16 protein-coding genes are annotated in these 22140 nt (G+C 56.3%); 7 read left to right on the forward strand and 9 right to left on the reverse strand.

The genetic code is table 11. The features are described 5' to 3' along the window. Position 1: 1 nt before the first annotated feature. From gyrB to ACZ495_RS11620, 3 genes are all read right to left on the reverse strand, one after another. A complete protein-coding gene (gene gyrB, locus ACZ495_RS11610) occupies positions 2–2407 on the reverse strand; it encodes a DNA topoisomerase (ATP-hydrolyzing) subunit B (RefSeq protein WP_072311856.1) in 2406 nt (801 codons plus the stop codon). Continuing rightward, positions 2407–3561, reverse strand: a complete 1155-nt coding sequence (gene dnaN / locus ACZ495_RS11615) for a DNA polymerase III subunit beta (protein ID WP_012623656.1) — start codon at positions 3559–3561, stop codon at positions 2407–2409. Before dnaN ends, gyrB begins: the two co-directional genes overlap by 1 nt. A gap of 148 nt (positions 3562–3709) precedes the next feature. Continuing rightward, a complete protein-coding gene (locus ACZ495_RS11620) occupies positions 3710–5083 on the reverse strand; it encodes a helix-turn-helix domain-containing protein (RefSeq protein WP_464262298.1) in 1374 nt (457 codons plus the stop codon). Positions 5084–5568: 485 nt separating this feature from the next. On the opposite strand from ACZ495_RS11620, the gene ACZ495_RS11625 reads away from it, so the two are divergent. Beyond that, a complete protein-coding gene (locus ACZ495_RS11625; protein ID WP_464262299.1) occupies positions 5569–7074 on the forward strand; it encodes a M23 family metallopeptidase in 1506 nt (501 codons plus the stop codon). A gap of 30 nt (positions 7075–7104) precedes the next feature. Next, a complete protein-coding gene (locus ACZ495_RS11630; RefSeq protein WP_012623653.1) occupies positions 7105–7329 on the forward strand; it encodes a hypothetical protein in 225 nt (74 codons plus the stop codon). 518 nt (positions 7330–7847) lie between these two features. Here ACZ495_RS11630 and larB read toward each other — a convergent pair. Beyond that, positions 7848–8636: a nickel pincer cofactor biosynthesis protein LarB gene (larB, locus tag ACZ495_RS11635; RefSeq protein WP_464262300.1), complete on the reverse strand. Its 789-nt coding sequence runs from the start codon at positions 8634–8636 to the stop codon at positions 7848–7850. Between the two features lie 193 nt (positions 8637–8829). Between larB and ACZ495_RS11640 the strand changes: the two genes are divergently transcribed. The 3 genes from ACZ495_RS11640 to ACZ495_RS11650 all read left to right on the forward strand — a co-directional run bounded on the left by ACZ495_RS11640 (position 8830) and on the right by ACZ495_RS11650 (position 13853). Further along, on the forward strand, positions 8830–10347 hold the full coding sequence (locus ACZ495_RS11640) for a sigma-54 dependent transcriptional regulator (protein WP_464262301.1): 1518 nt from the start codon (positions 8830–8832) through the stop codon (positions 10345–10347). Between the two features lie 860 nt (positions 10348–11207). Then, complete coding sequence (locus tag ACZ495_RS11645) at positions 11208–12956, forward strand: NAD(P)-binding protein (RefSeq protein WP_394026844.1); 1749 nt, start codon at positions 11208–11210, stop codon at positions 12954–12956. Positions 12957–13052: 96 nt separating this feature from the next. Further along, positions 13053–13853, forward strand: a complete 801-nt coding sequence (locus ACZ495_RS11650; protein ID WP_394026846.1) for a DUF169 domain-containing protein — start codon at positions 13053–13055, stop codon at positions 13851–13853. A gap of 417 nt (positions 13854–14270) precedes the next feature. Here the strand turns inward: ACZ495_RS11650 and ACZ495_RS11655 are convergent, their stop codons facing one another. The 4 genes from ACZ495_RS11655 to ACZ495_RS11670 form a co-directional block, all read right to left on the reverse strand. Beyond that, positions 14271–14948 carry an RraA family protein gene (locus tag ACZ495_RS11655; RefSeq protein ID WP_394026848.1) on the reverse strand — a complete coding sequence of 226 codons (678 nt, stop codon included), beginning with the start codon at positions 14946–14948 and terminating at the stop codon, positions 14271–14273. A gap of 90 nt (positions 14949–15038) precedes the next feature. Continuing rightward, positions 15039–16388 (reverse strand): C4-dicarboxylate transporter DctA, encoded by a 1350-nt coding sequence (gene dctA / locus ACZ495_RS11660; RefSeq protein ID WP_394026850.1) that lies wholly within the window; start codon positions 16386–16388, stop codon positions 15039–15041. Positions 16389–16514: 126 nt separating this feature from the next. Further along, positions 16515–17675, reverse strand: coding sequence for a UxaA family hydrolase (locus ACZ495_RS11665; RefSeq protein WP_072311848.1), 1161 nt, complete (start codon positions 17673–17675; stop codon positions 16515–16517). A gap of 4 nt (positions 17676–17679) precedes the next feature. Continuing rightward, a complete protein-coding gene (locus ACZ495_RS11670) occupies positions 17680–17964 on the reverse strand; it encodes a UxaA family hydrolase (protein WP_015939371.1) in 285 nt (94 codons plus the stop codon). A 338-nt stretch (positions 17965–18302) separates the two neighbouring features. On the opposite strand from ACZ495_RS11670, the gene ACZ495_RS11675 reads away from it, so the two are divergent. Then, positions 18303–19937: a sigma-54-dependent Fis family transcriptional regulator gene (locus ACZ495_RS11675; protein ID WP_015939370.1), complete on the forward strand. Its 1635-nt coding sequence runs from the start codon at positions 18303–18305 to the stop codon at positions 19935–19937. Here the strand turns inward: ACZ495_RS11675 and ACZ495_RS11680 are convergent. Further along, positions 19930–20091 carry a hypothetical protein gene (locus ACZ495_RS11680; protein WP_157735232.1) on the reverse strand — a complete coding sequence of 54 codons (162 nt, stop codon included), beginning with the start codon at positions 20089–20091 and terminating at the stop codon, positions 19930–19932. The genes ACZ495_RS11675 and ACZ495_RS11680 overlap by 8 nt on opposite strands. Before the next feature lie 77 nt (positions 20092–20168). Between ACZ495_RS11680 and ACZ495_RS11685 the strand changes: the two genes are divergently transcribed. Continuing rightward, positions 20169–22088, forward strand: coding sequence for a peptidylprolyl isomerase (locus ACZ495_RS11685; RefSeq protein WP_015939369.1), 1920 nt, complete (start codon positions 20169–20171; stop codon positions 22086–22088). Positions 22089–22140: the final 52 nt, after the last annotated feature.

A 22140-nucleotide genomic window follows, 5' to 3' on the forward strand; every position in this document is an offset into this window, starting at 1 on the left:
CCTAAATATCCAGATCGTGTACAGCCAGGGCGTTGCGCTCGATGAATTCGCGGCGCGGCTCCACGCGGTCTCCCATAAGCTCCATAAACGCATCTGAGGCCTCGTTGGCATCGTCCACAGAAACCTGAAGCAGAATACGGTTTTCCGGATTCATAGTGGTTACCCAGAGCTGCTCCGGGTTCATTTCACCCAGGCCCTTGTAGCGCTGGATATTGATGCCCCTGCGGGCTTCGTCCAGCACCATGCGCATGAGATCAAACAGGTTTTGCGCGGGCGTTTCGCCATCCTTGCGGCGCATGACAAAGTCCAGGCCGCCACATTCCTCGCGCAACTCGGAAAAAAGCTGCCAGGTCATGCGGTACAGCCGCGAGGCAAAGAATTCCATACCACGGCGCGACTGGTGGCCCCCGGTATTCTCGAAAATGGCAAACAGGCGCTCTTCATCATCTTCGCTCTGCTCGGTTTCCAGTGTGAGCATATAGCCGCGCTCGTTAAGCCACTCTGTAAGTCCGGCGTCCTGCCGTTCAAGCATGGCCGCATCCACCTGTTCGGGATACGTGGTGAGCGCCAGAAAAAGATCACGCGGGGTCCCGGTCATTTCAGCATCGTCAAGACGCAGTTCAAGGGTTTCAATGCGCTCCACAAGGTTGCTGAGGGCCGTACCCGTGTATTCCTTGCCGTTAGTCGCCGTTACGATGACATCTTCGCTGACGCGCGAAAGCAGGAAGCTGTTCAGCTCCGCATCGTCCTTGATGAATTTTTCCATCCGCGAATTGTGCACGCGGTACAGCGGCGGCTGGGCAATATAGACAAAACCGCGCTCCACCATCTCCTGATACTGACGAAAAAAGAAGGTCAGCAGCAGGGTACGGATGTGTGCGCCGTCCACGTCGGCGTCTGTCATGATGATGATTTTGTGGTAACGCAGCTTTTCAAGGTCGGTGTCGTCTTCACCGATACCAGCGCCCATGGCCGTGATAAGGGCCTTTACTTCCTTGTTGGCGAGCATCTTGTCAAAGCGGGTGCGCTCTGTATTCAGGATCTTGCCGCGCAGGGGCAGGATGGCCTGGTTTCGGGGATTACGCCCCTGCTTGGCAGAACCGCCGGCCGAGTCACCTTCCACGATGAACAGTTCGGACTCCGAAGGATCCTTGCTCTGGCAGTCTGCCAGCTTTCCGGGCAGGGCGTTGTCAGAAAGAGCGCCCTTGCGGCGTACCAGTTCCTTGGCGCGACGGGCGGCATCGCGGGCGCGGGCAGCGTCCACGGCCTTTTCAATGATCAGCCTGATGTCCTTGGGATTTTCTTCAAAATAGATGTTCAGACGATCATACACCACGCCGGACACAAGACCGGCCACTTCGCTGTTACCCAGCTTGGTTTTGGTCTGCCCTTCAAACTGCGGCTGCGGCAGCTTGACGCTGATGACAGCCGTAAGCCCTTCGCGCACGTCGTCGCCGGAAAGGCTTGTGTTTTTCATCTTTTTGACCAGGTCGGCCTGCCCCTTGATATAGCCGTTGATGGCGCGGGTAAGGGCCGTGCGAAAGCCCACAAGGTGGGTTCCGCCTTCCTTGGTGCGGATATTGTTGGCGAAAGTGAGGATGTTTTCCTTGTAGCCGGCGTTGTATTGCAGGGCAAAATCCACAGTGACATTGTCCACGACGCCTTCACCGAAGATAATTGAATGGATGCCCTGCTCGCCGGAATTAAGATCACTCACAAACTGGCGTATGCCGCCCTCGGCGTGAAACACGTGTGTTTCGCCGATGCGCTCGTCAATGCATTCGATGAACAGGCCCTTGTTGAGATAGGCCAGCTCTTCAAAGCGTTTTTTCAACGTGTCGTAAGAAAATTCTGAGACTTCAAAAATTTCCTCGTCAGGCTTGAAGCGCACGGTGGTGCCGTGGCCGTCCACGCCTTCACCGATGACGGTCAACTCATCCTGCGGCAGACCGCGGGAATACCGCTGACGGTACCGCTTACCGTCACGGCGCACAGTGACCGTCAGGTCTTCGGAAAGCGCGTTGACGCAGGAAACGCCCACGCCGTGCAGGCCGCCGGAAACCTTGTAGCTTGTATTGTCAAACTTGCCGCCGGCATGCAGCTTTGTCATGACCACCTGAACGGCGGGTACGCCTTCCTTGGGGTGGATATCAACGGGAATGCCGCGGCCATCGTCACGCACGGTAACGCTGTTGTCGGCATGCAGAATGACGGTGATGCGCGTGCAAAAGCCCGCCATGGCCTCGTCAATGGAGTTATCCACCACTTCGTAAACAAGATGGTGCAGGCCGCGCGCGTCCGTTGAGCCGATATACATGGCCGGGCGCTTGCGAACGGCCGAAAGCCCTTCCAGAATGGTGATGGAAGAAGCGGTGTAGCCGCCGTCGACGGGGTTTTGGAGAGCCATTAAACGTCTTCCTCGCTATAATATGTCGTTTCCGAAACCTTCATGGGCATGATGATAACGGTGTAGTCCGGGTCATCGGCCCCGCGTATGCCGCAGGGGCCTTCAGCGCCCGTAAGCATCATGTCTGTCTTGCCGGACACAAAGTGAGCCAGCACGTCCATAAGGTTGCGGGTGGGAAAGGCGATGCGCTTGATGTCGCCGCCGTAGGTTACTTCCAGGCTTTCGCTGGCCGAGCCGACGTCCTGCCCCTGGGCGGAAAGCAGGGCTTCGCCGGAGGAAAGGTCCATATAGGTGCAGCGGTCGCTTTCCGTATTGAAAATAAGAATACGGCCAAGGGCCTCCATGGCTTCTTTGCGGTCAAGCGTCATGGGATGCATGTCTTCGCTGGCCAGCTTGCTCATGAAGATGCTGTAGTCGGGATACTGATGCGTGGCCCGGGGCAGGCTTAGGGTTTCGGCCTTGCTCATGCTGCGCAGGTACAGGCGCTTTCCGGTGATGCTCAGTTCAATCTCATCCACGCCCAGCCACTTCTTGATATCCTGAAGATACTTTTTCTGGATGAGAATGCCCTCTTCAGGCAGGCGCTCGGCAAGTTCGTCGTGCGTAAAGGAAACAAGGGCAAACTGGTGGCCGTTAAGCCCGCAGACGTCTATACGCCCGTTACCCTTGGGCATCATGCACAGGCAGGCAATGGCATCCATAGCATCGTCATCGCTGATGCAAAAGGCCACCTTGTCCAGAAGGTCCTGAAGAAAGTCGCCGGACCAGGTCACCGTGTTCTCTTCAGGAAAACTGGAAAAGTTCTGAAACCACTCGGCGCCGCTCACAGGCAGCTTGTACGTGCGGCGACCCTGCTCTACCAGCAGGTTGCCCGAAGCCTCGTCAAGGGAAAGATGCAGCACGCCTGAAGGCAGCTGGCGTACCAGATCCACAAAGGCCCTGCCCTGTACGCCGATCAGCCCGGGTTGTGCCACTTCTGCCTGGTAACGTCCCGTAAACTCGATGTTGGCATCAGTAGACATGACCGAAAGGCCGCCGTCTTCCGCCTTGAGCCAGATGGAACGCAGATACTGCGCCCCTGCCTTGGCGGGAATAATGGCAACAGCCTTCAACAGCCCTTCGATGATCTGCTCTTTATTAACAGTAAGTTTCATACATTCTTTCCTTAACTATTATTGGCAGTGTTTCTATGTTCGTATCGGCTTAAACGCCTTGTAAAGATTGAATTTTTTATGGAACAGCCCGACGTGTTTTATGGGAACACCGGTAACAGCCCAAAAGCTTTTACCCTGATTTACGAGGTCAGGGTGTTTTCATTTCAATCTCTGTTACCAGTTGGTGTACACTTTTGTTACTAACCATCAATTTCTTAATCTTATTAATGGCATATATGACCGTGCTATGGTCACGTCCGCCAAAGGCGCGGCCAAGTTCCGGGTAGGAAAGCCCCAGTTTCCGGCGGCATATATACATGGATACCTGCCGTGCCAGTACCAGGTCCGGCCGCCGTTTGGCGCCCAGTACATCTTCGGGCCTCAGGTTGAGCCTTCTGGCTACTTCGCCCAGAATTTCCCGGCAACCGGGCATTTTTTCCGCAACTCCGGTGCGCACGATATTTTCCATATCAGACTGCGTGAGGTTATTACCCTTTACAGCGCAATACGCACCCACCTTGAGCATGAGGCCTTGTAAAAGCCGGAACTGCGAACAGCGCTGGGCCAGAAAAAGCAGCTGTTCACGTGTGAGCGGCAGGCGCCGTTCCTTGCACATGACCTGCAGGTAGCGCAGCCGGACATCCAGGTCCGGTTCCATAAGTTCCACCACAAGGCCGCTTTCAAGGCGCGAACGCAGGCGCTCGTCAAGCGCTTTCAGGGCCTGCGGCTGGCCGGAGCAGGCAAAGATCATACGTGGGGCGGCTCTGTGTATCTGCTCGCCCGCAGGCGGGATATCTTCCCCGGAGGGGATACCCGGCAAGCTTTTCTGTCTGCCGGGGCAGGTGTCTATAATGGTTACAAGCTTGCGTTGCCAGGCGTCATGCCCGGCAAGGTCCTGAATGTCGTCCAGAACAAGCACGTCATAGCGCAGCCAGAACAGTTCCGGCCTTCTGGCCCACACAAGATGTTCAGAGCAGAAACGGGCGGCGCTGGAGCATATCATGCGGGCGGGATCGGCGGTGCGGGACATCACGCATGTCATGGCCTGAAGAAGGCGGCTTTTTCCTGTGCCGCTACGCCCGCAGACCAGAAAAGGGTTATAGGCCGTGGATGTGGTGTCGGCGGCCAGATCTCTGGCCGTTGCCAGAGGAAAAGCGTTTTTGTCATTGCAGATGAAGCCTGCAAAGGGGTCTTCCGCTTCAGCCATTGTGTTGCTGCGGCAGTCAGGTCCGGGGGGCGGGCTGACGGGCTGCGGCAGAGTTCTGGCGGCAAAAGCGCCGGGAGCGGCGCTTTCGTAGACGATCCTGGGCACGGAATCTTCGTGCAGCCGTGTAAAATGTCTGCGCAGTGCATCTTCAAAGGCAGCGCGTTGGTGCAGGCTGAACCAGTCTGCAAAATACATGTGCGGAAAAACCACCCTCAGGGTGTCTTTTTCCTGGCGCAGGGTAAGGCTCTCCAGCCAGGTTTCTCCCGCTGTGGCCCGATTCTCCGCCAGTATTTCCCGCAATTCTTTTTTCAGCATAATATACGATTCATTGGCCTCGCAGGCACGCCCTGTGGATAAAGGCTCTGCCCGCAGGTTCGGCGTGAGGCTCGATTTTCGCGGCCCCGGCCGCACAGGAACAAGGGATACTCGTAGCATAAAAGTTGATTTCAAACAAGAGGGCCGCCATTGCCCGCAAATACTGCTTGCTGTGGATGTCTGTGGAAAAGGCTGTGCCGCCGTCTGCTTTTTTTGGGCGTAATATGCGGGCAATTTTGTGCCCATAAGGCATGTGACGGCACGGGCCTGCCCCTGTCCTGCTTTCGCCGCGGCCTGTACCCTGCCGGGTTCAGCTGTATTTTCATTTCATCCGGCACATGCGGCAGGCAGCCACAGGGGCATGATGTCCGAACCGATTTTGGAACAGGAAAAAAACGTGCAGTAATGCGGCCCTGACTGTGGGTCTGCCCGTTGAACTGGACAAGGCCCTTGCCCATGCGTATAAGCTCCTCATGGGATCAAAGATGAAAAGACTATGGTTGGCAGGGGTCTTGCTGTTGGCGGTGCTGGGTTTTGTTGTGGCCCGCCATGCGGGATTGCCCGGTCTTTCGGCCGTTAGCGGGCCGGAATCCGCGCAGGAGCAGGCTGCAGTTCCGAACAGCGAACAAACGCAGGAACATGACGGCTCCCAGGGCAATCCATCGCTCCAGAACCCAGAAAACAATCCCGCCGGCTCCGGCGAACCAGATTCTTCCTCCGCTTCTTCTCCTTCCAGTGATTCAACCAATGCAGATCATGCAGATCTGGCCGCTGACGCAGCCGCAGATGCGGCGGATGCCGGGGCAGCGCCCGGTGAGGCTGTAGTACGCGGTACTTTTGAACGGGGTGACACCGTAAGCAAGGTTCTTGAAAATTCCGGCGGGCAGGGAACACATCAGTATGTCAGTGCGGCGCGTCAGGTTTTTTCCATGCGCTCCTTTCGTGAAGGACAGCCCTATGTTGTGGTTACCGATACGGAATCCGGCAAGGTAAAACGTTTTGAATACGAGATAGACAGCCATCACCGGCTTGTCGTCGAGGGTACGGATGCCCCTGCCGCCAGGCTGGAACCCATTGAGTATGTCGTGCTGCTGGATTCTGTTGCCGGAACCATCAACGACAATCTTTTTCAGGCTGTGGCCGATATGGGCGAAAGCCCGCAAATGGCCCTCAAGCTGGCAGACCTTTTCGGTGCGGAAATAAACTTTATCCGTGACCTGCAACAGGGCGATTCTTTTGCCGTGCTGGTGGAAAAACGCTACCGGGAGGGCGAGTACAAGGGCTATGGCCGTATTCTTGCCGCGCACTTCACCAATAAGGGTAAAACCTACGAAGCCTATATTTTCAAGGACGGCAAAAGGGCTGAATATTATAACCGCAAGGGCGAAAGCCTGCGCAAAACCCTGCTGCAGGCCCCTCTGGCCTTTACGCGCATCACCTCGCGCTTTACAAACAGCCGTTTGCACCCCATATTGAATTACAGACGCGCCCATCACGGTGTGGACTATGCCGCGCCTACAGGTACTCCGGTCAAGGCTGTGGGTGATGGGGTCGTGACACAGCGCTCCTGGGCCGGAGGCTACGGCAACCAGATTATCGTCAAGCATACTGCCGGGCTGGAATCCATGTACGCGCACCTTTCAGGGTATGCGCGCGGCCTTGCCAAGGGGCAGCGTGTACGCCAGGGGCAGGTTATCGGTTTTGTGGGCAGTACCGGTCTGGCTACCGGCCCGCACCTGGATTTTCGTCTGCGCCAGAACGGCAAGTTTATTGACCCGGCCAAGGCCATCAACCCGCGCGGTGAGCCGGTGTCCAAAAAGGCCATGGCTGAATTTGAAAAAATCGTGGTTCTTGAGCTGGCGTATCTTAACGGAGAAAAACCCCTCTCTGAATATGAGCCGGGCAGTATCGTGCCTGATAAGCCCATTCCCGCGCCTGAAAAACCCGCGGAAAAAGAAAAAAGCAAACCCGCCAAAAAAGGGCGGCGCTGAAGTAACGCCGCTCTCGCAAGGAGGGCCGTCATGATGTACTTTCAGCCACTTTCGGGCATTGCTCTGGTCGCCCAGAATACTCCGCCCGATACCACGGATGTCATTGCTTACCTTCCCTCTGTCATCAATGACATTACTGCCGCCATTGACCAGCTTCAGTCTGCGGACAGCGCCAGTTCGTTCATGCAGACGCAGTGGCGCATGGCAGCCGCCAACATGCTGGGGATCGGGGCTGTTACCGGAGGGTGGGCATAAGGCCCGCACTCTTTTGTTTGAACCCGTTATATACCACAGTTATGTCAACATACGGGCAAGCGCATTGCAGCTTGCCCGTATGTTATTTTTCGAGCAGCGCTAAGGCGAAGCTGTTCCGGCGTTGAGGGCAAGGCCGTCTGCCCTGTGATTCCGCACAGTTAGCATGGCAATATGGTGAGAGTGAGTGTCACGCTCTGGGGCCGTTTTGCCTGTTTTGACTGAAGGGACCGCCTGAAAGCCCTGCACGGCTGCTGCGTTTGTGCCCGCATTTTGGGTAGGTCCGCAATCAGGCCCGAGCAGCCGTGGCGACCCGAGGCATGGACAGGACAGGTCGCTGGCTGATTCTCTTTCTGCTCCGTGTACAGGCGTGGTAACAAAGAGTTTTGTTACTAAAAAAACAATATATTTAAACATGTTAATAAAGAAAGGAACAAAAATGTTTTCCCGGGCAGCCGCAAAAAATACATGCCGCCGTTTCCGCGGCATGTATTTTTCAGGGTGGCATGTTTATTTCGTGCTCAGCCTTGTTCGGGCTGTTCCCGGCGCAGCATTTTTGCTGCAAACGCGGCGGCACCAAAGCCGTTGTCGATATTAAGAACAGCCACGCCCGGCACGCAGGTGGCAAGCATGGTGGCAAGGGCCGCAAAACCGCCTGATCCGATGCCGTAGCCCACAGAGGCAGGAACGGCCAGTACGGGGCAGGACACAAGACCAGCCAGCACACCGGGCAACGCCCCTTCCATGCCTGCCACGGCAATGATCACTCTGGCGGCGCGCAACGCTTCTGTATGGGTGGCGAGCCTGTGCAGGCCTGCAACGCCCACGTCGGTAACAAGACCACAGTTTTTGCCCCAGAAAGCCAGGGTGGCGTAAGCCTCAAGAGCTACGGAGATATCCGCTGCCCCGGCAGTGACCACCAGCGCTTCGCCTCTTTGCGGCCAGGGGGCCTGCATGGCCTGCGCAAAATCCGGTGCGCCGCCTACTGAAAACAGCCGCGGCAAAGGCCAGTATCGGCCAGTGGGAAAATGTTTTTCCAGCAGGGTGGCCTGTGCCTGGTCGACTCTGCTCGCCAGAACAGCACCGTGCCTGGCAAGGGCGCCAACAGCGGCCACCAGCGCCTGATCGCTTTTGCCCTGAGCCAGAACAACTTCGCCAAGGCCGGTGCGCAGCCCTCGCTGTGTATCCAGGGTCAGGCCGTTCAGGGTATCGCACACTGTTTGCGAACCCAGAAGTTCAAGAGCTGTTTCGGGCTGCATGCGGCCTTCGGCAATTTCAGAAAGGATGTGCAGGAGATGAGGATTGGACATGCCTTTTTATACGGCAGGCAGGCATGTTTGTCAGCAGGGGCAAGCCGGTAAACGCCGCCGGATACGGCCGTGAAAACATGTTTTCCATGCCATATGGGCCAACTGGTCGTTTTATGGCGTAAAAAGCTCCTGTTCCAGTGTATTTCAACATCCGTTGGTTGCATTGTATCGCCTGACACGGTAAGAAAATTTCATGTTGACGCGCCGTCTGCTATTTCTCACCCCCGCTCAGGCCGTGACCTCGGTCTTTCCTGCCCTGCGTGATGCCGGATATGAACTTGGCATTGCGGAAAATCTCAAGGGCGCTTCCGTCTTCATTCGCAAGTCCGGACCGGGCATTATTTTTGCGCGGCCCAGCCTGCCTGGTTTTCGCGTTGAGGATCTTCTGGCTGTAGGGGCTGAAGACCCTGCTTTTCCCCCGGTTATTGTCATTACGGACAGGGGAACCGCCGATGAGGCCGAACGCCTCATGAGTCTCGGAGCACAGGATTACTGGCTTGAACCGCTGGATGTAGAGCGCATCATGGCCGTGGCGCGGTCGCTGGGCAACGGGGCCGGGCAGCGCAAGGCGGCTGCGCCTGCCACCTCTACCTTTGGAGGGCGCAAGGCCCATTATGGAGAGGGCGCCGGGCCGCGTATTGTGGGCAAACATCCGGCCATGGGCAGAGTTTTGCATCTGGCGCGTCAGGTGGCCGGTTCGCGGGCAACGGTACTGATTACCGGCGAATCAGGCACGGGCAAGGAAATGTTTGCCCGGTATCTGCACGCCATGAGCAAACGTGGTGACGGGGCCTTTGTGGCCGTCAACTGCGCCGCCCTGCCGGAGCACCTTCTTGAAAGCGAACTTTTCGGGCATGAAAAAGGCGCGTTTACCGGCGCCATTGCCCGCAAGCCGGGTAAATTCGAGCTTGCTGACGGCGGCACACTGCTGCTGGACGAAATTTCAGAAATGGACCTTTCCCTTCAGGCCAAGCTTTTGCGCGTCCTGCAGGAGGGTGAGGTGGACCGAGTGGGCGGCACAGAACCGCTCAAGGTTAATGTGCGTGTACTGGCCACCACCAACCGGAACCTTGAAGACTGGGTAAAGCAGGGAAAATTTCGTCAGGACCTGTATTTCAGGCTCAATGTTATTCCTTTGCGCCTGCCTTCATTGCGGGAACGTGGCGATGATGTTCTGGAGCTGGCCGGATTTTTTATGGACATGTATATACGCGAATACCAGCTTGCTTCGACAGTGCTTTCGCAAAGCGCCATAGACTGGCTGCGCGAGTATGATTTTCCCGGCAACGTGCGTGAACTGCAGAATCTGATGGAACGCGCTGTCCTGCTTGCCAATGGCCGACCTGTAGAGCCGCGCCATTTTTTGCTGGAAGATGACGACTGGCCGCTGTTTGAGGATGACAGCGCGGACTTTGCCCCCGAACATTCCGGGGCCGCGGCTGTGCCGGACTTTTCCGGTGGCGTGGCGCTTGCCGCAGACACGTCGCCGCGAAGTGCCGCCGCTGGTGGTGGGCCTGCGGTGTTGCCTTCAGCCGGTGGTATGCCTGGTGCGGTTATCCCCCTGCATGAGATGGAGCGGATCATGATCCTCAAGGGGCTTGAAGCAACATCCGGAAATCGCACACAGGCCGCCGACCTTCTTGGCATTTCTGTGCGGACCCTGCGCAACAAGCTCAACGAATACCGCGCTGCCGGCCACCCTGTAGACTGATTGGCGTCTGAGGCATCGCCTTGCCTGTGGAGAGCGCTTTGGGCTTGAGGATACAGATTCTCAAGGTTTCAGGGCGTTCATTTCGGCGGTGACCCGCGCAGATACATTGTACTTGCGCCCTCGTGCCCCATGCCTGCCCGTGCAGGCATCAATAGAGCATAATCAGGATATTCCCATATGCAGCCATTGCCGGTTTTATGGTAACGGCTGCATGCGTTTTTCAGAAGCAGTTAGGCAAAAAGCCATGCCGGATCGGCCCGCACAAGGGTTGATCCGGCATGGCTTTTTGCACTCGGCCTCACGCGGCCAGAGCATTTCATACTTGAAATGCTCCACAATGATCTGTCTCCAAATCCTTGTCGTCAAATGATTGTAGGGGCTTTGCCGACCAGTAAGCAATCATTTGAAGCGTTAATCGCGTGCAAAACGTGATTCCGGAGAATTACGTGGAAATTTTGTGTAACCAAGGGATATTGCGCATATTATGGAATATATTTTTACTGGCAATATACTGGTAAAAGAAATGTAATTAAAAGTGTATATAAATATCATAGTCAATAATTACAAATAGTAATGATGTATAATGTATGCGTATCAGTTTTTTATACAGACATTGTTGACTTATTTATTGTGAAAATTTAATAATATGTACAATATTTTGTGTATAATTTCACATATTGATTGTGATTATAAATACAATCACAATAATGGGTATGTATTTTATATACAATATATGTTTTTTGTGTGACGTAACAGCTTCTCTAAAGTGCTTTATTCATTGTATGCCGTAATATTTTGTGCATGATCAGGTGACGTCTGTACATATGCATAATTTTCGGCGCAACATGGGAGGTATGCTGATGACTCCTGCGTTAAAGAGGCTTCGCAACTCGCGAAAAAAAATCGCACAATTCAGAACAAAAACAGGCAATGCCTCAAAAAAGGAAAGTCCCTATATTCCTGTGTTTGTAACAAAAACACCGGCATGTCAGGGGGAGTGTCCCAGCGGGACCAATATCCGGGGCGTTCTTACAACCATTGCCAATACCGAAAGGGACGGCAGAACCTATCACGATTCTTTCCGGCAGGCCTTTGAAATCATTGCCGCCAACAATCCTTTCCCCGCAGTTTGCGGGCGTGTTTGCCCGCACCCCTGCGAGTCCGGCTGCAACCGGCAGTACAAGGACGGCTCCCTGGCCATCAACAATGTGGAACGTTTTATCGGCGACTACGCCCTCAGAAACGGCTTTGCGCTGCCTGCTGAACCTGCTGGCAGGCGTGAAGAAAAAATAGCCGTTGTGGGTTCCGGTCCAGCAGGCCTGTCCGCCGCGTATCAACTGGCACGGCGCGGTTACGCGGTTACGGTCTTTGAGGCTTTTGCCAGGCCCGGCGGCATGCTGCGCTACGGCATACCGGACTACAGGCTGCCCCAGGATGTGCTGGACAGTGAAATAGACCGCATCAGGAGCCTTGGGGTGGATATTCGCTGCAATGTCGCTGTGGGCAGGGATATTTTGCTGGACGACCTGCGCAGGGAGTATGCTGCCGTTTTTCTTGGCATCGGTGCTCATGCGGGACGTTCCCTTGGCCTGCCCGGCGAAGATGCAGCCAATTTTTTTACGGTGACGCATTTTCTCAACCGCATAAATTCGGGCTGTACCGTCAATGTGGGGAACAAGGTGCTGGTTGTGGGCGGGGGTGACGCGGCCATTGACGCCGCACGCATCTGCCGCCGCCTGGGGGCGGATGTGACCATGGTTTACCGCCGTACCCGCAATGAAATGCCCGCCATAGAAAGTGAAATCGTCGAGGCTGAAGAAGAGGGAGTGAAATTCCGTTTTCTTGCCGCGCCGGTAGAGTTGTTGCGCGCGGGCGACATGATCACGGGCATGAGGTGCCAGAGCATGCGCCTGGGGAGGCCTGACGCTTCCGGCAGAAGGCGTCCGGAACCTGTGGAAAACGATTTTACGGAGCTTGCCGCCACGGCTGTCATTGCCGCCATTGGTCAGGTTCCCTGCATGCAGGGTTTTGAAAGCGTGGATTCGGGCAGGGGGTGGATACGGGCTGACAGCACGGGAATCACGGTCGAAGACGGCGTATACTCCGGCGGAGATGCTCTGGGCCTGAGCCTTGTCACCACATCCATTTATCAGGGCAGGATAGCGGCAGCGGCCATTGACGCCAGATTGCGCGGTGTGCGCCTGCCTGTTGAGGAAAAAACCGTTATCGCCAACAGGTTCAGTATTTATTACGACCACTATGCCGCGAGCAGCCGTAACGAGCCTGCGTCCCTGCCCCTTGCGGAGCGTATGGCCGATCTGCAAAGGGAAGTTGTGGCAACCCTTGATGAAAGCCGTATTGTTGAGGAATGCGCCCGCTGCATGAGCTGCGGGCTTTGTTTTGATTGCGGCAACTGCTGGAATGTCTGCGGTGAAAACGTCATGCCACTCAAGGGCCGTCTCAAGGGTGACAGCGCGGGGCTTGCCACGTCAGACTGCAAGGGCTGCCGCCATTGCATGGACGAATGCCCATGTGGGTTCATCGAGATGATTGATCCGGCTACGGGCAAGTACGTACGGGCAAGCATGGATAACAGCTATCTGGTCTGAGTGCGCGGCAAATATCGGGATTCCGTACTGTCGCCATAACAGCAGCCGCCCCTGCAAACACAACCGGTTCATAAAGAACATATTCAGGAGCTTTTCATGACCAAGCTTTCGTTTGCGGAAATGCACGATGTCCTTATGGACGCGCTTCGCCTCACCCACTTTCCCGTGGCCGTCAAATTCTTTTTTGATGACGGCGAATTGAAAGAATTCAAGGAAAATGTGGAATTCTTTACCTCTGACCGCAACCTTACCTTTTGCCAGTATGAAATAGGACCGCGCATGACCGGGCAGACCCTGCTGGTGCGCAAGGAGAAGCTGGGTTGCCCCAACGGGCTGTATTCTTTTGGCTGGAAAGGTTTTGACCAGGCAGAGGTACTCAGTCACAAAAAATATGCGAAAGACCTTGAGCAGGCCGAGCGCTTTGTGAAATCCAAGCCGCGTCTGCCCGAGGGCACGCTGAAGGCCATAGCCGTGTCGCCCCTTGCGGACACGTATTTTCCGCCTGATACCGTGCATTTTTACTGTGACAACATGCAGGCTTATCATCTGGCCGTGGATTATATGGCTGCTATGGACGTGCACCCGTTGCGCACCAATATCACGATGAATTCTTCGGCCTGTGCCGGAAACGTGTATACCTACCTGGAAAAGACCGCCAACATATGCACCGCGTGCAGCGGCAGCTATAACTCCGGCAAGACGGAACGCGGCGAGCTGAACTTCTTTGTTCCCGGTGAACAGCTTGAACCTCTGGTGCAACGCCTCATAACGCGCATCAACGAACACGGTACCGGGGCCATAACCCGGACCGGAGAAAACTTCCCCGGCGCGGCCATCTGCAAGAACTGCAATATGATCGTGTACAAACGCGGGGAATGTCTGGAATCGGCACAATGATCGGCAAATGGCGCGCCCTTTGAGCGCAGCCTAGAAATGGACGGGCGGCCCGGCAGAGGCCCGCCCGTCTTTTTTATGCCGGACTGGGGTTGTGCAGCCCTGTGTCCGGTTGTGGCAATATCCTGAGGTGGTTTTCCAAGATGCTGCGCAGATTTTTTGCAGTATCCGCATGGGTTTCAGCGCATGCGGCCTTTGGGGAAATACCTCTTTTCAAAGCTGTTAGCCGTTCATCAGCGCGTGTACAGCACATGCATGCGGGCGCGGTCTTCAGGCGTAAACATTTGAAGAACGTCTGAGCGTGTTTGTGCCGCTGCGGCTGGCAGCGGCACAGGTGACTTCACGGTCTCCGGAGGGGTGCGATGCACTCTTGGCGGGCAGGCGTGTTCGAGGGCCTGTACCCTGCGAGGTGCTGCAAGATCAACGGCCGCCGCGAATAGCGCAACCGGATCTGTCGAGCTTTTCATACAGCCAGGAAAAATCCAGAGTGCCGTTTTCTTCAATCCGGCGGAGTTTTTTCATCCCTTCATCTGTGATTTTCTTCGCCCGGGCGGCCACGGTTTCCGCTTCTGCGGCCCGCACGGCCACGAGGCCGTCGTCGTCAGCCACGATGATGTCTCCGGGGGTTATGACCACATTGCCCATACCTACAGGAACATTTACTTCGCCGCAGGCGTCTTTGTACGGCCCGTTGGGAGTTACGGCGCGGGCGTAGACCGGAAAGGACAGTTCGCTCAGGGCGCGGGCATCGCGTACGGCCCCATCGATGACAAAGCCCGCCAGGCCGCTCCTGAGCGCCAGATGGGCCATGATTTCGCCGCATACGGCACGATCTTCGTACGCCGCGCATGAAACAACCAGCACATCGCCCGGCCGGGCATTGTCCACAGCGTAATAGAGCAGCAGGTTCTGGCTGGCCGGCAGGTTGACGGTATAGGCCGTGCCCAGCATACGGGCCGCACCCAGAGGACGCAGGGCCGCTGGCAGGGCGGCATTGCGGCCCAGGGCATCGCAGATGTCGGCCACGGGCAGATCCCTGTACTGGGCAATGATGGAAGGATGTGGCCGGGAAAAACTGCTGTTGATGGCGTAGCGCATGGCAAACCTTCAGTTTTTGAAAAAATTTGCGCCCATCCGTAATAATGGCGTAATGATACGGATGGGCGCCATGTGGGGCATGGAGGAGTACTATGCGCCCAATTTTTCGACCTGGGGTACAGGAGCCGGAGAGGCGATTTTTATTGTGTCAAGATCTTCATTTTTCTCCAGCATGTCTTCTACGTTTATTTTTCCGCTCAGAACAAGGTTGGCGTGCTCAAGGTCAATGGATTTTTCCCATTTCCCGATGGCGACAGTGGCAACACAGTTTCCTATAAGGTTCACCACGGCGCGCATTTCGTTAAGAATGCGGTCAATGCCGATAACCAGAGTCATGCCTACAACCGGAATGATATTGGTGGCTGAAAGCGTGGCTGCCAGGGCAATGAGCGCCGCGCCCGCAACACCCGCGCCGCCCTTGGAGGTCAGCAGCAGGATAAGAAGCAGGGTAATCTGATGCTGCAGGTCCAGGTGGATATCCATAGCCTGGGCAATGAACGAGGCCGCCATGGTAAGATAGATGGCCGCACCATCAAGGTTGAAGGAATATCCCGTGGGAAAAACAAGGCCGACCACGGATTTTTTGATACCCAGAGCTTCCATTTTTTCCATGCTGCGGGGCAGAACGGCTTCAGTGCTGGCAGTGCCGAGAGTGATGAAGATTTCTTCCTTCATGTATTTGATAAGCTGCCAGATGTTGACGCCGGACATTTTGCAGATGAAGCCGAGCACGATAATGACAAACAGGGCGCTTGTGATGTAGAGACAGGCCACGAGTTTGCCCAGAGAGGCAAGCGCGCCCACGCCGTATTTGCCGATAGTAAAGGTGATGGCCCCGAACGCGCCGATGGGCGCAAGCTTCATGATCAGGTTGACCACGCCCAGAAACGCGTTGCTGAAGCGGTCAAGCGTGCCAAGTATGGCCTGCTTGGGTTTGTCGCCCATGTGCGAAAGGCTCATGCCGAACAGCACAGAGAACAGCAGCACCTGTAGAAGATTGCCTTCTGCAAAAGCGCCCACCACACTATGGGGTATAATGCCCATAATGAATTCCTGTGTGGTTTGCTGTTTGGCCTGGGCAAATCTGCCCAGAGCCGAGGCATCCATGGTGGCGGGGTCTGCATGAATGCCCGCGCCGGGTTGAAAAACATGCACAACAATAAGACCAATAATCAAGGCCAGTGTTGTGACTATTTCAAAATAAAGCAGAGTTTTTCCGCCGACACGGCCAACAGCCTTGAGGCTGTCCATGCGAGCAATACCCACTGAAACAGTACAGAAAATGACCGGCGTAATGATCATCTTGATAAGGTTGATGAACGCGTCGCCGAGAGGTTTTAACTTGACTGCAATGTCAGGTTCGATAAAACCGAACGCAATGCCGAGGGCGATGCCCAGAAGCACCTTGAAATAAAGCGTAGAAAAAATTTTCTTTGACATGATTACCTCAGACACAAGTAGTGTATGGGGGGGCGCCACCGGCTTGCTGCACGGCATGAGTGGGCGAGCGCCCAGGGCCATAAGAGCTGGCGCCGGGTACAGACCGGCGCCAGCTCTTTATGGTTCTTACGCGCTTTCGTAAAGCCGGGTCATGATAAATTCACGGTGACCCAGGGCTTCAGCCGAGGTATTGCGGCCGTTGCAGGTGCGGATGAGCATTTCAAGCAGCATGTCTCCCGCCTGGTCCATGTTTATTTCCCGGCGCAGAAGGCCGGAAACGTCCACATCGATATGCTCGTTCATGGTGCGCACGGTGCGCGGGTTGGCCGAGAGCTTGATGACCGGCAGAATGGGGTTGCCGATGATGTTGCCCTGGCCGGTGGGGAAGAAGTGGGCCACAAAGCCCGAAGCGGCACACAGGGTAACCATTTCGGCAGCAGCGGAAGAGGAATCCATAAACCACAGGCCGGGACCGGTGGGAGACTCGGCCTTGTCGAGGCAGCCGACCACAGGCGCCTTGCGGCCGATCTTCTGGACGTTGCCCAGGGCTTTTTCCTCAATGGTCGTCAGGCCGCCCTCAATGTTGCCCTTGGTGGGCTGCGAGTCGCAGAGGTCATTGGTTTTGTGGTCGTCCACCACCTTGGCGTAGCGGTCGAAAAATGCCTTGAACTTGGCGCGCACTTCTTCGTTGGCGCAGCGTTCCATCACCAGATGCTCGCCGCCGGTAATTTCAGTGGTTTCGCCAAACAGGGTGGTGGCCCCGGCTTCCCACAGCTTGTCGAAGGCGTTGCCCACGGTGGGGTTGGAGGCGATGCCGGAGGTAGTGTCGGACTCGCCGCACTTGCAGGAAACCCACAGCTCATCCACCGTACATTGGGTGCGCTGCAGTTCGCTGGCGTAGTGCACAAATTCCTTGGCCTTGAGGGAAGCGGCGCGGATGGTTTCCAGATCGCCGTGCTGCTCGATGCCAAAGCCCACCACGGGTTTGCCGGTTTTGGCAATGCCGTCCACCACGCGCTGGGTCCACACCGGCTCGATGCCGATAACCACTACGGCGGCCACGTTGGGGTTGCAGCCCGTGCCGATAAGGGTGCGGAAGTGCAGGTCGAGGTCTTCACCGAACTGCAGGCGGCCGTAAGCATGGGGCAGGGCCATGGTTCCCTTGATGTTGTTTGCCACAGCCTCGCAGGCGGCGTTGGAAAGGTCATCCAGGGGCAGAATGATCACATGGTTGCGAATACCCACACGTCCGTTTTCGCGGCGGTAGCCCATAAATGTCTTGTTCATCGGTTTACCACCTTTTGGTTTTGACGTTGTGTACATGCAGGTGTTCGCCGCGCTTGATGGGCTTGACCACCTTGCCGATATCCGTGCTGTACTTGATAATGGTATCGCCCACGGCAAGATCCTTGAGCGCGATCTTGTGACCGATCGGAATGTCGCTCAGGGTTTCAAACTCCAGTGTGGTGTCGCCGTCCATGACCCAGCCGTTGAGCTGGTCGCCTTTTTTGACGCCTTCAACCACGACCACGCCAACGCTGTCGCCGGGCTCATGCACCACAAAGTGGGTTGTCATACTGTTCTCCTTGGATAGTATGTTGGTAGTAGAACGCGATGTAATACACAAGCAGTCTCTCTTATATGCGTTATCTGTTTACACGCATATATTTTGCGTTCTAATGCAGTAGTAAATATTGCATCAGGTATAAGACAAGACATGCTTTGCTTGTATCTCCACCGGCTTGCTAGAGTATAGAGCAATGTGCGTGCCAAATATGCGTGACATGTATTAGCCTTCGCTATTTAAGGATATTTTTTCACAATATTGTTTGATTGATCAGTCTGTTTTGATTAAATATGGGCATAATGCTTGTTTTTGGGCAGGAGAATGCCTAATGTTGGGCAGGAGGATTTATGCCATATGAACTTTCGGCCAGCGGGCTAAACAATCCTTCGCAGACGGTAGGTCAGGTAGTACACCATCTGGCGCGGCTTGTGGTGGGCAAGATGGACCGCAATGCCTTTTTCCGTATGCTTTCAAAACAGCTTCGTGTTTTATTTCACTATGACCGTTTCTGCATTAACCTGTATGATGCGGAAAGGGAGTTTCTCAACCTGTTCACCGCAGCCGACGGCACGGTGGTAGAGTCTCTCTCCAATACGCGCATTGCCCAGAACACGGTGGCCGGACTGGCCATTGCCTCACGTAAGCCCGTTGTCATCAACGATCTGGCAAAACACGATTTCGGCGATTCGCCCATGCCTCTTTCCACCGTGGGCCTTAATTCCACCATCGCCCTGCCCCTCATCATCAACGGCGAGGTCATCGGCACACTGCACGTGTCTTTCATGCAGCCGCCCGAAAATATCGTACAGATACTCAATGTGCTGCTGGAACTAAGCCCCGTGCTTTCCACATTTCTTTTTGCCGTGCTTTCCGAAGAGCGGCTTGAAAAAATGCGCGCGGCCCAGGCTGGTTCCCCGCGCAGCCCGGAGGCAGATGTCACCGGCAGCATCTTGCTGGCCTCAAGCCTGCTGGAAACGCCGGACATGAAAAAGCTCATGGCGCTGGCCCGCAAGGTGGCAAAGCTGCATATCCCCGTCATGATCCTGGGCGAAACGGGGACGGGCAAGAGCATGTTGGCCCGCTGGCTGCACTTGCACAGCCCCAGGCGCAAGAACAGTTTTGTAAAGGTCAACTGCCCTTCCCTGCCTCCCACGCTTTTTGAGAGTGAAATGTTCGGTTATGCCAAGGGGGCGTTCACCGGGGCTACCAGCAAGCGGGTGGGACGGGTGGAACTGGCCCAGGGGGGCACGCTTTTTCTGGACGAGATAGGGGAACTCGCGCCGGAGATGCAGAGCAAGCTTTTGCAGGTGCTGGAGGAAAATTCTTTTGAGCGTGTGGGCGAGGCCGCGCCCATCGGCGTGGATATGCGCGTCATGTCTGCCACCAATATTGACATGGCCGAGGCAATGGATCAGGGCCGTCTGCGGCGCGACCTGTACTACCGCCTTGGTTCGGTGGTATTGCGCATGCCGCCCCTGAGGGAACGCAGAAACGACATCCCGCTGTTTGTGGAGCATTTTGTCAGGCAGTTTTCCAGAGAGTACGAAATTCACCCGCCCCGGCTTTCACGTCCGGTTATGGATGTCCTGCAGGAACACGTCTGGCCGGGGAATATACGCGAACTGCGCAATGTGGTGAGCCGCCTTCTGCTCCAGACCCTGGACGGGCAGATAACCGGCAGTTTTGTGGATGAAGCCCTGCACCTGTGGAAAGGCCCGGCCGGAACAGCGCCGCCCGCTCCCGCAGCGCCGGCGTCCGGCATTGTTGCGGGTAATGCCGCAAACAGTCCCCCTGTGCCTGCCCCCGCCCGGCAGGAAGCCCCGCCCGGCCTTCTTTCGCTTGAGGACAATGAGAGAGCGCATATAGAAAAAGCCCTGCGTCTTTGCGGCGGCAAGCTGTCCGGTCCTGGCGGCGCGGCGGATATGCTCGGTATTCCGCGCTCGACGTTGCAGCACCGCATCCGCAAGCTTGGCATCAGATAGCCGCGCGGGCGGCCCGCGCGCAGGCCTTCTGGCCGGAATCGCCGGAGTGTGCCGCCCCGGACAGAAGGCAGGCCTCCATCTGGCCTGCTCCTGTCGGACGCATGGCCGAAGATGCCGCCAGAGGGCTGCACAGCAGCACGTCAAAATCAGCCATGACCTTTCTTGAGTTTCCGCTGGATTGCGCATATGATGCCGCTCTACGTCAAGAGCAATTACGCAGTCGGAGTTCGCATGCTTGAGTATATTCGCGACAAATCGCAGTCCCTGGGTGTCAAACTGGCCTTTGGTCTTATCATCCTTGTCTTTGTTTTCTGGGGCGTTGGCAACTTCAACGACCGCAGTTCGGGTACGCTTGTGGCCGTGGTCAACGGCGACCCCATCTCCATGCGGGAGTTTGAGCTGGCCTACCGCAACGCAGAGGAAAACCTGCTGCGTAGCAATCCCGGCCTGACCCGCGAGCAACTGAAGCAGCAACAGCTGGGTCGCCAGATTCTGCGTGACCTTATTACCCAGGTGCTGCTGTCGCAGGAAGCGGCCCGCACGGGCGTGAGCATCACCCCGCTGGAACTGCGCATGGCCGTGGGCAACATCAAGGGCTTCCAGAACGAAAAGGGGCAGTTTGACCCCGAGGTCTATACCCGCGTTCTTGCTGCCCAGCGCATGGCTCCTGCCCAGTTCGAGCAGGATATGTCGCGCGATCTGCTGCGTCAGAAGATTTTTGCCATGGTAACGGCCCCCGCCTGGGTTGACCCCGCCGAATCCCAGAAGCGGTTTGAATTTTTGCGCGAAAAGCGTGATGTGGACTATATTTTTATCCCTGCCTCGGATTTTGCCGCTTCCGTCAAGCCGTCGGATGAAGAGGTGCAGGCCTATTATGAAAGCCACAAGGCGCAGTTTGCCATTCCTGCCAGGGCGGATGTTGCGTACGTGCTTGTAAGCCCGCAGGATCTTGTGAAGGCTAGTGGCATCAGTTCCGCCGCTGCCGAAAAATGGTATGCAGACAATGCCGCCCGTTTCGAACAGCAGGAAGAAGTGAAGGCCGCCCACATTCTTGTGCCTCTGGCTGAAGATGCCTCTGAGGCCGATGTGAAAAAAGCGCAGGAACAGGCCGCCGCCATTGAAGCCGAACTTAAGGCCGGAAAAAGCTTTGCTGCCGTGGCCGATGCGCATAACGGTCCCAATGCCGCAGGGCCGGGCGGCGAGCTTGGCTGGCTCAAGCGCGGCACTACCGTAAAGCCTTTTGAGGACGCGGCGTTCGCCCTTGCTCCCGGCAAGGTTTCCGCCCCTGTTCGCAGTCAGTTTGGCCTGCATATCATCAAGGTTGAAGAAAAGAAGGACGGCGGCCTGCCGCCTTTCAAGCAGGTTGAAGCTGAAGTTCTTGCGGCCATGGCCCAGGAACAGGGGGCGGACAAGCTGCATGACGTGGTCGACAACCTGATTGAAGACAATATTCTGGGCCGTTCCCTGAAGGACAGCGCGGAAAAATACGGTCTCAAGTGGGGTGAAACCGGTCTGCTTTCCGCTGCCGAGCTTGAAAAAACGCTGGGAGTCACGGCCCAGGGCGCGGCCACTCTTGTGGCAACCCCGGCGGGCAATCCTGTCGATACGGCCCTTGAAGCCGGAAAAGCCTACGTGGTTGCCCGCGTGATCAAGTCCGAACCCGCGTCCACAGCGTCACTTGAAGCTGTCAAGGAGCGTATTGTGGCCGGGCTTGTGGAAGAAAAAGCGCTTGCAGCCGCCCTGGAATCTGCCGCCGCCCTGCGCAAGGAGCTTGAAAACGCCCCCCTGGGCGCCGCAGGCCTCAAGGGGCGCACGGTCAAGACCGTCAAGGGGATGGAGCGCAACGGCGCACTGGCTTCGTTCGGTCCCAATCCGGTCATGGCCGAGGCCCTGTTTGAAGCCCGCGCCGGGCAGTGGCTGCCTGTGGCCTATGCCGTGGAAGACGGCAGCGGTTCCGGTGCCGTTGTGGTGCGCGTCAAGGGCGTTCAGCCCCCTGATGCCGCCGAATGGGATATGGTCAAGGACATCATGGCCAACGCCGTGGCTCGTGACCGCGCGGACGGCCTGTTTGAAATATTCATGCAGCGTCTGGCTTCCGGCGCCAAGGTCGAAGTATACAACGAAGATTTCATAGACAGAAAAAATATGTAGCAAGGCCCGCGCGCCTGGAACAGGAATATACTGGCCGGGGCCGCTTGACGGT

The sequence above is a fragment of the Desulfovibrio sp. GTC20076 genome, from assembly GCF_055385905.1.

Excerpts from the sequence above, each read along its gene's own strand:
- gyrB (WP_072311856.1), bottom strand. The coding sequence starts at position 2,407 with ATGGCTCTCCAAAACCCCGTCGACGGCGGCTACACCGCTTCTTCCATC.
- dnaN (WP_012623656.1), bottom strand. The coding sequence starts at position 3,561 with ATGAAACTTACTGTTAATAAAGAGCAGATCATCGAAGGGCTGTTGAAG.
- ACZ495_RS11620 (WP_464262298.1), bottom strand. The coding sequence starts at position 5,083 with ATGCTGAAAAAAGAATTGCGGGAAATACTGGCGGAGAATCGGGCCACA.
- ACZ495_RS11625 (WP_464262299.1), top strand. The coding sequence starts at position 5,569 with ATGAAAAGACTATGGTTGGCAGGGGTCTTGCTGTTGGCGGTGCTGGGT.
- ACZ495_RS11630 (WP_012623653.1), top strand. The coding sequence starts at position 7,105 with ATGATGTACTTTCAGCCACTTTCGGGCATTGCTCTGGTCGCCCAGAAT.
- larB (WP_464262300.1), bottom strand. The coding sequence starts at position 8,636 with ATGTCCAATCCTCATCTCCTGCACATCCTTTCTGAAATTGCCGAAGGC.
- ACZ495_RS11640 (WP_464262301.1), top strand. The coding sequence starts at position 8,830 with ATGTTGACGCGCCGTCTGCTATTTCTCACCCCCGCTCAGGCCGTGACC.
- ACZ495_RS11645 (WP_394026844.1), top strand. The coding sequence starts at position 11,208 with ATGACTCCTGCGTTAAAGAGGCTTCGCAACTCGCGAAAAAAAATCGCA.
- ACZ495_RS11650 (WP_394026846.1), top strand. The coding sequence starts at position 13,053 with ATGACCAAGCTTTCGTTTGCGGAAATGCACGATGTCCTTATGGACGCG.
- ACZ495_RS11655 (WP_394026848.1), bottom strand. The coding sequence starts at position 14,948 with ATGCGCTACGCCATCAACAGCAGTTTTTCCCGGCCACATCCTTCCATC.
- dctA (WP_394026850.1), bottom strand. The coding sequence starts at position 16,388 with ATGTCAAAGAAAATTTTTTCTACGCTTTATTTCAAGGTGCTTCTGGGC.
- ACZ495_RS11665 (WP_072311848.1), bottom strand. The coding sequence starts at position 17,675 with ATGAACAAGACATTTATGGGCTACCGCCGCGAAAACGGACGTGTGGGT.
- ACZ495_RS11670 (WP_015939371.1), bottom strand. The coding sequence starts at position 17,964 with ATGACAACCCACTTTGTGGTGCATGAGCCCGGCGACAGCGTTGGCGTG.
- ACZ495_RS11675 (WP_015939370.1), top strand. The coding sequence starts at position 18,303 with ATGCCATATGAACTTTCGGCCAGCGGGCTAAACAATCCTTCGCAGACG.
- ACZ495_RS11680 (WP_157735232.1), bottom strand. The coding sequence starts at position 20,091 with ATGGCTGATTTTGACGTGCTGCTGTGCAGCCCTCTGGCGGCATCTTCG.
- ACZ495_RS11685 (WP_015939369.1), top strand. The coding sequence starts at position 20,169 with ATGCTTGAGTATATTCGCGACAAATCGCAGTCCCTGGGTGTCAAACTG.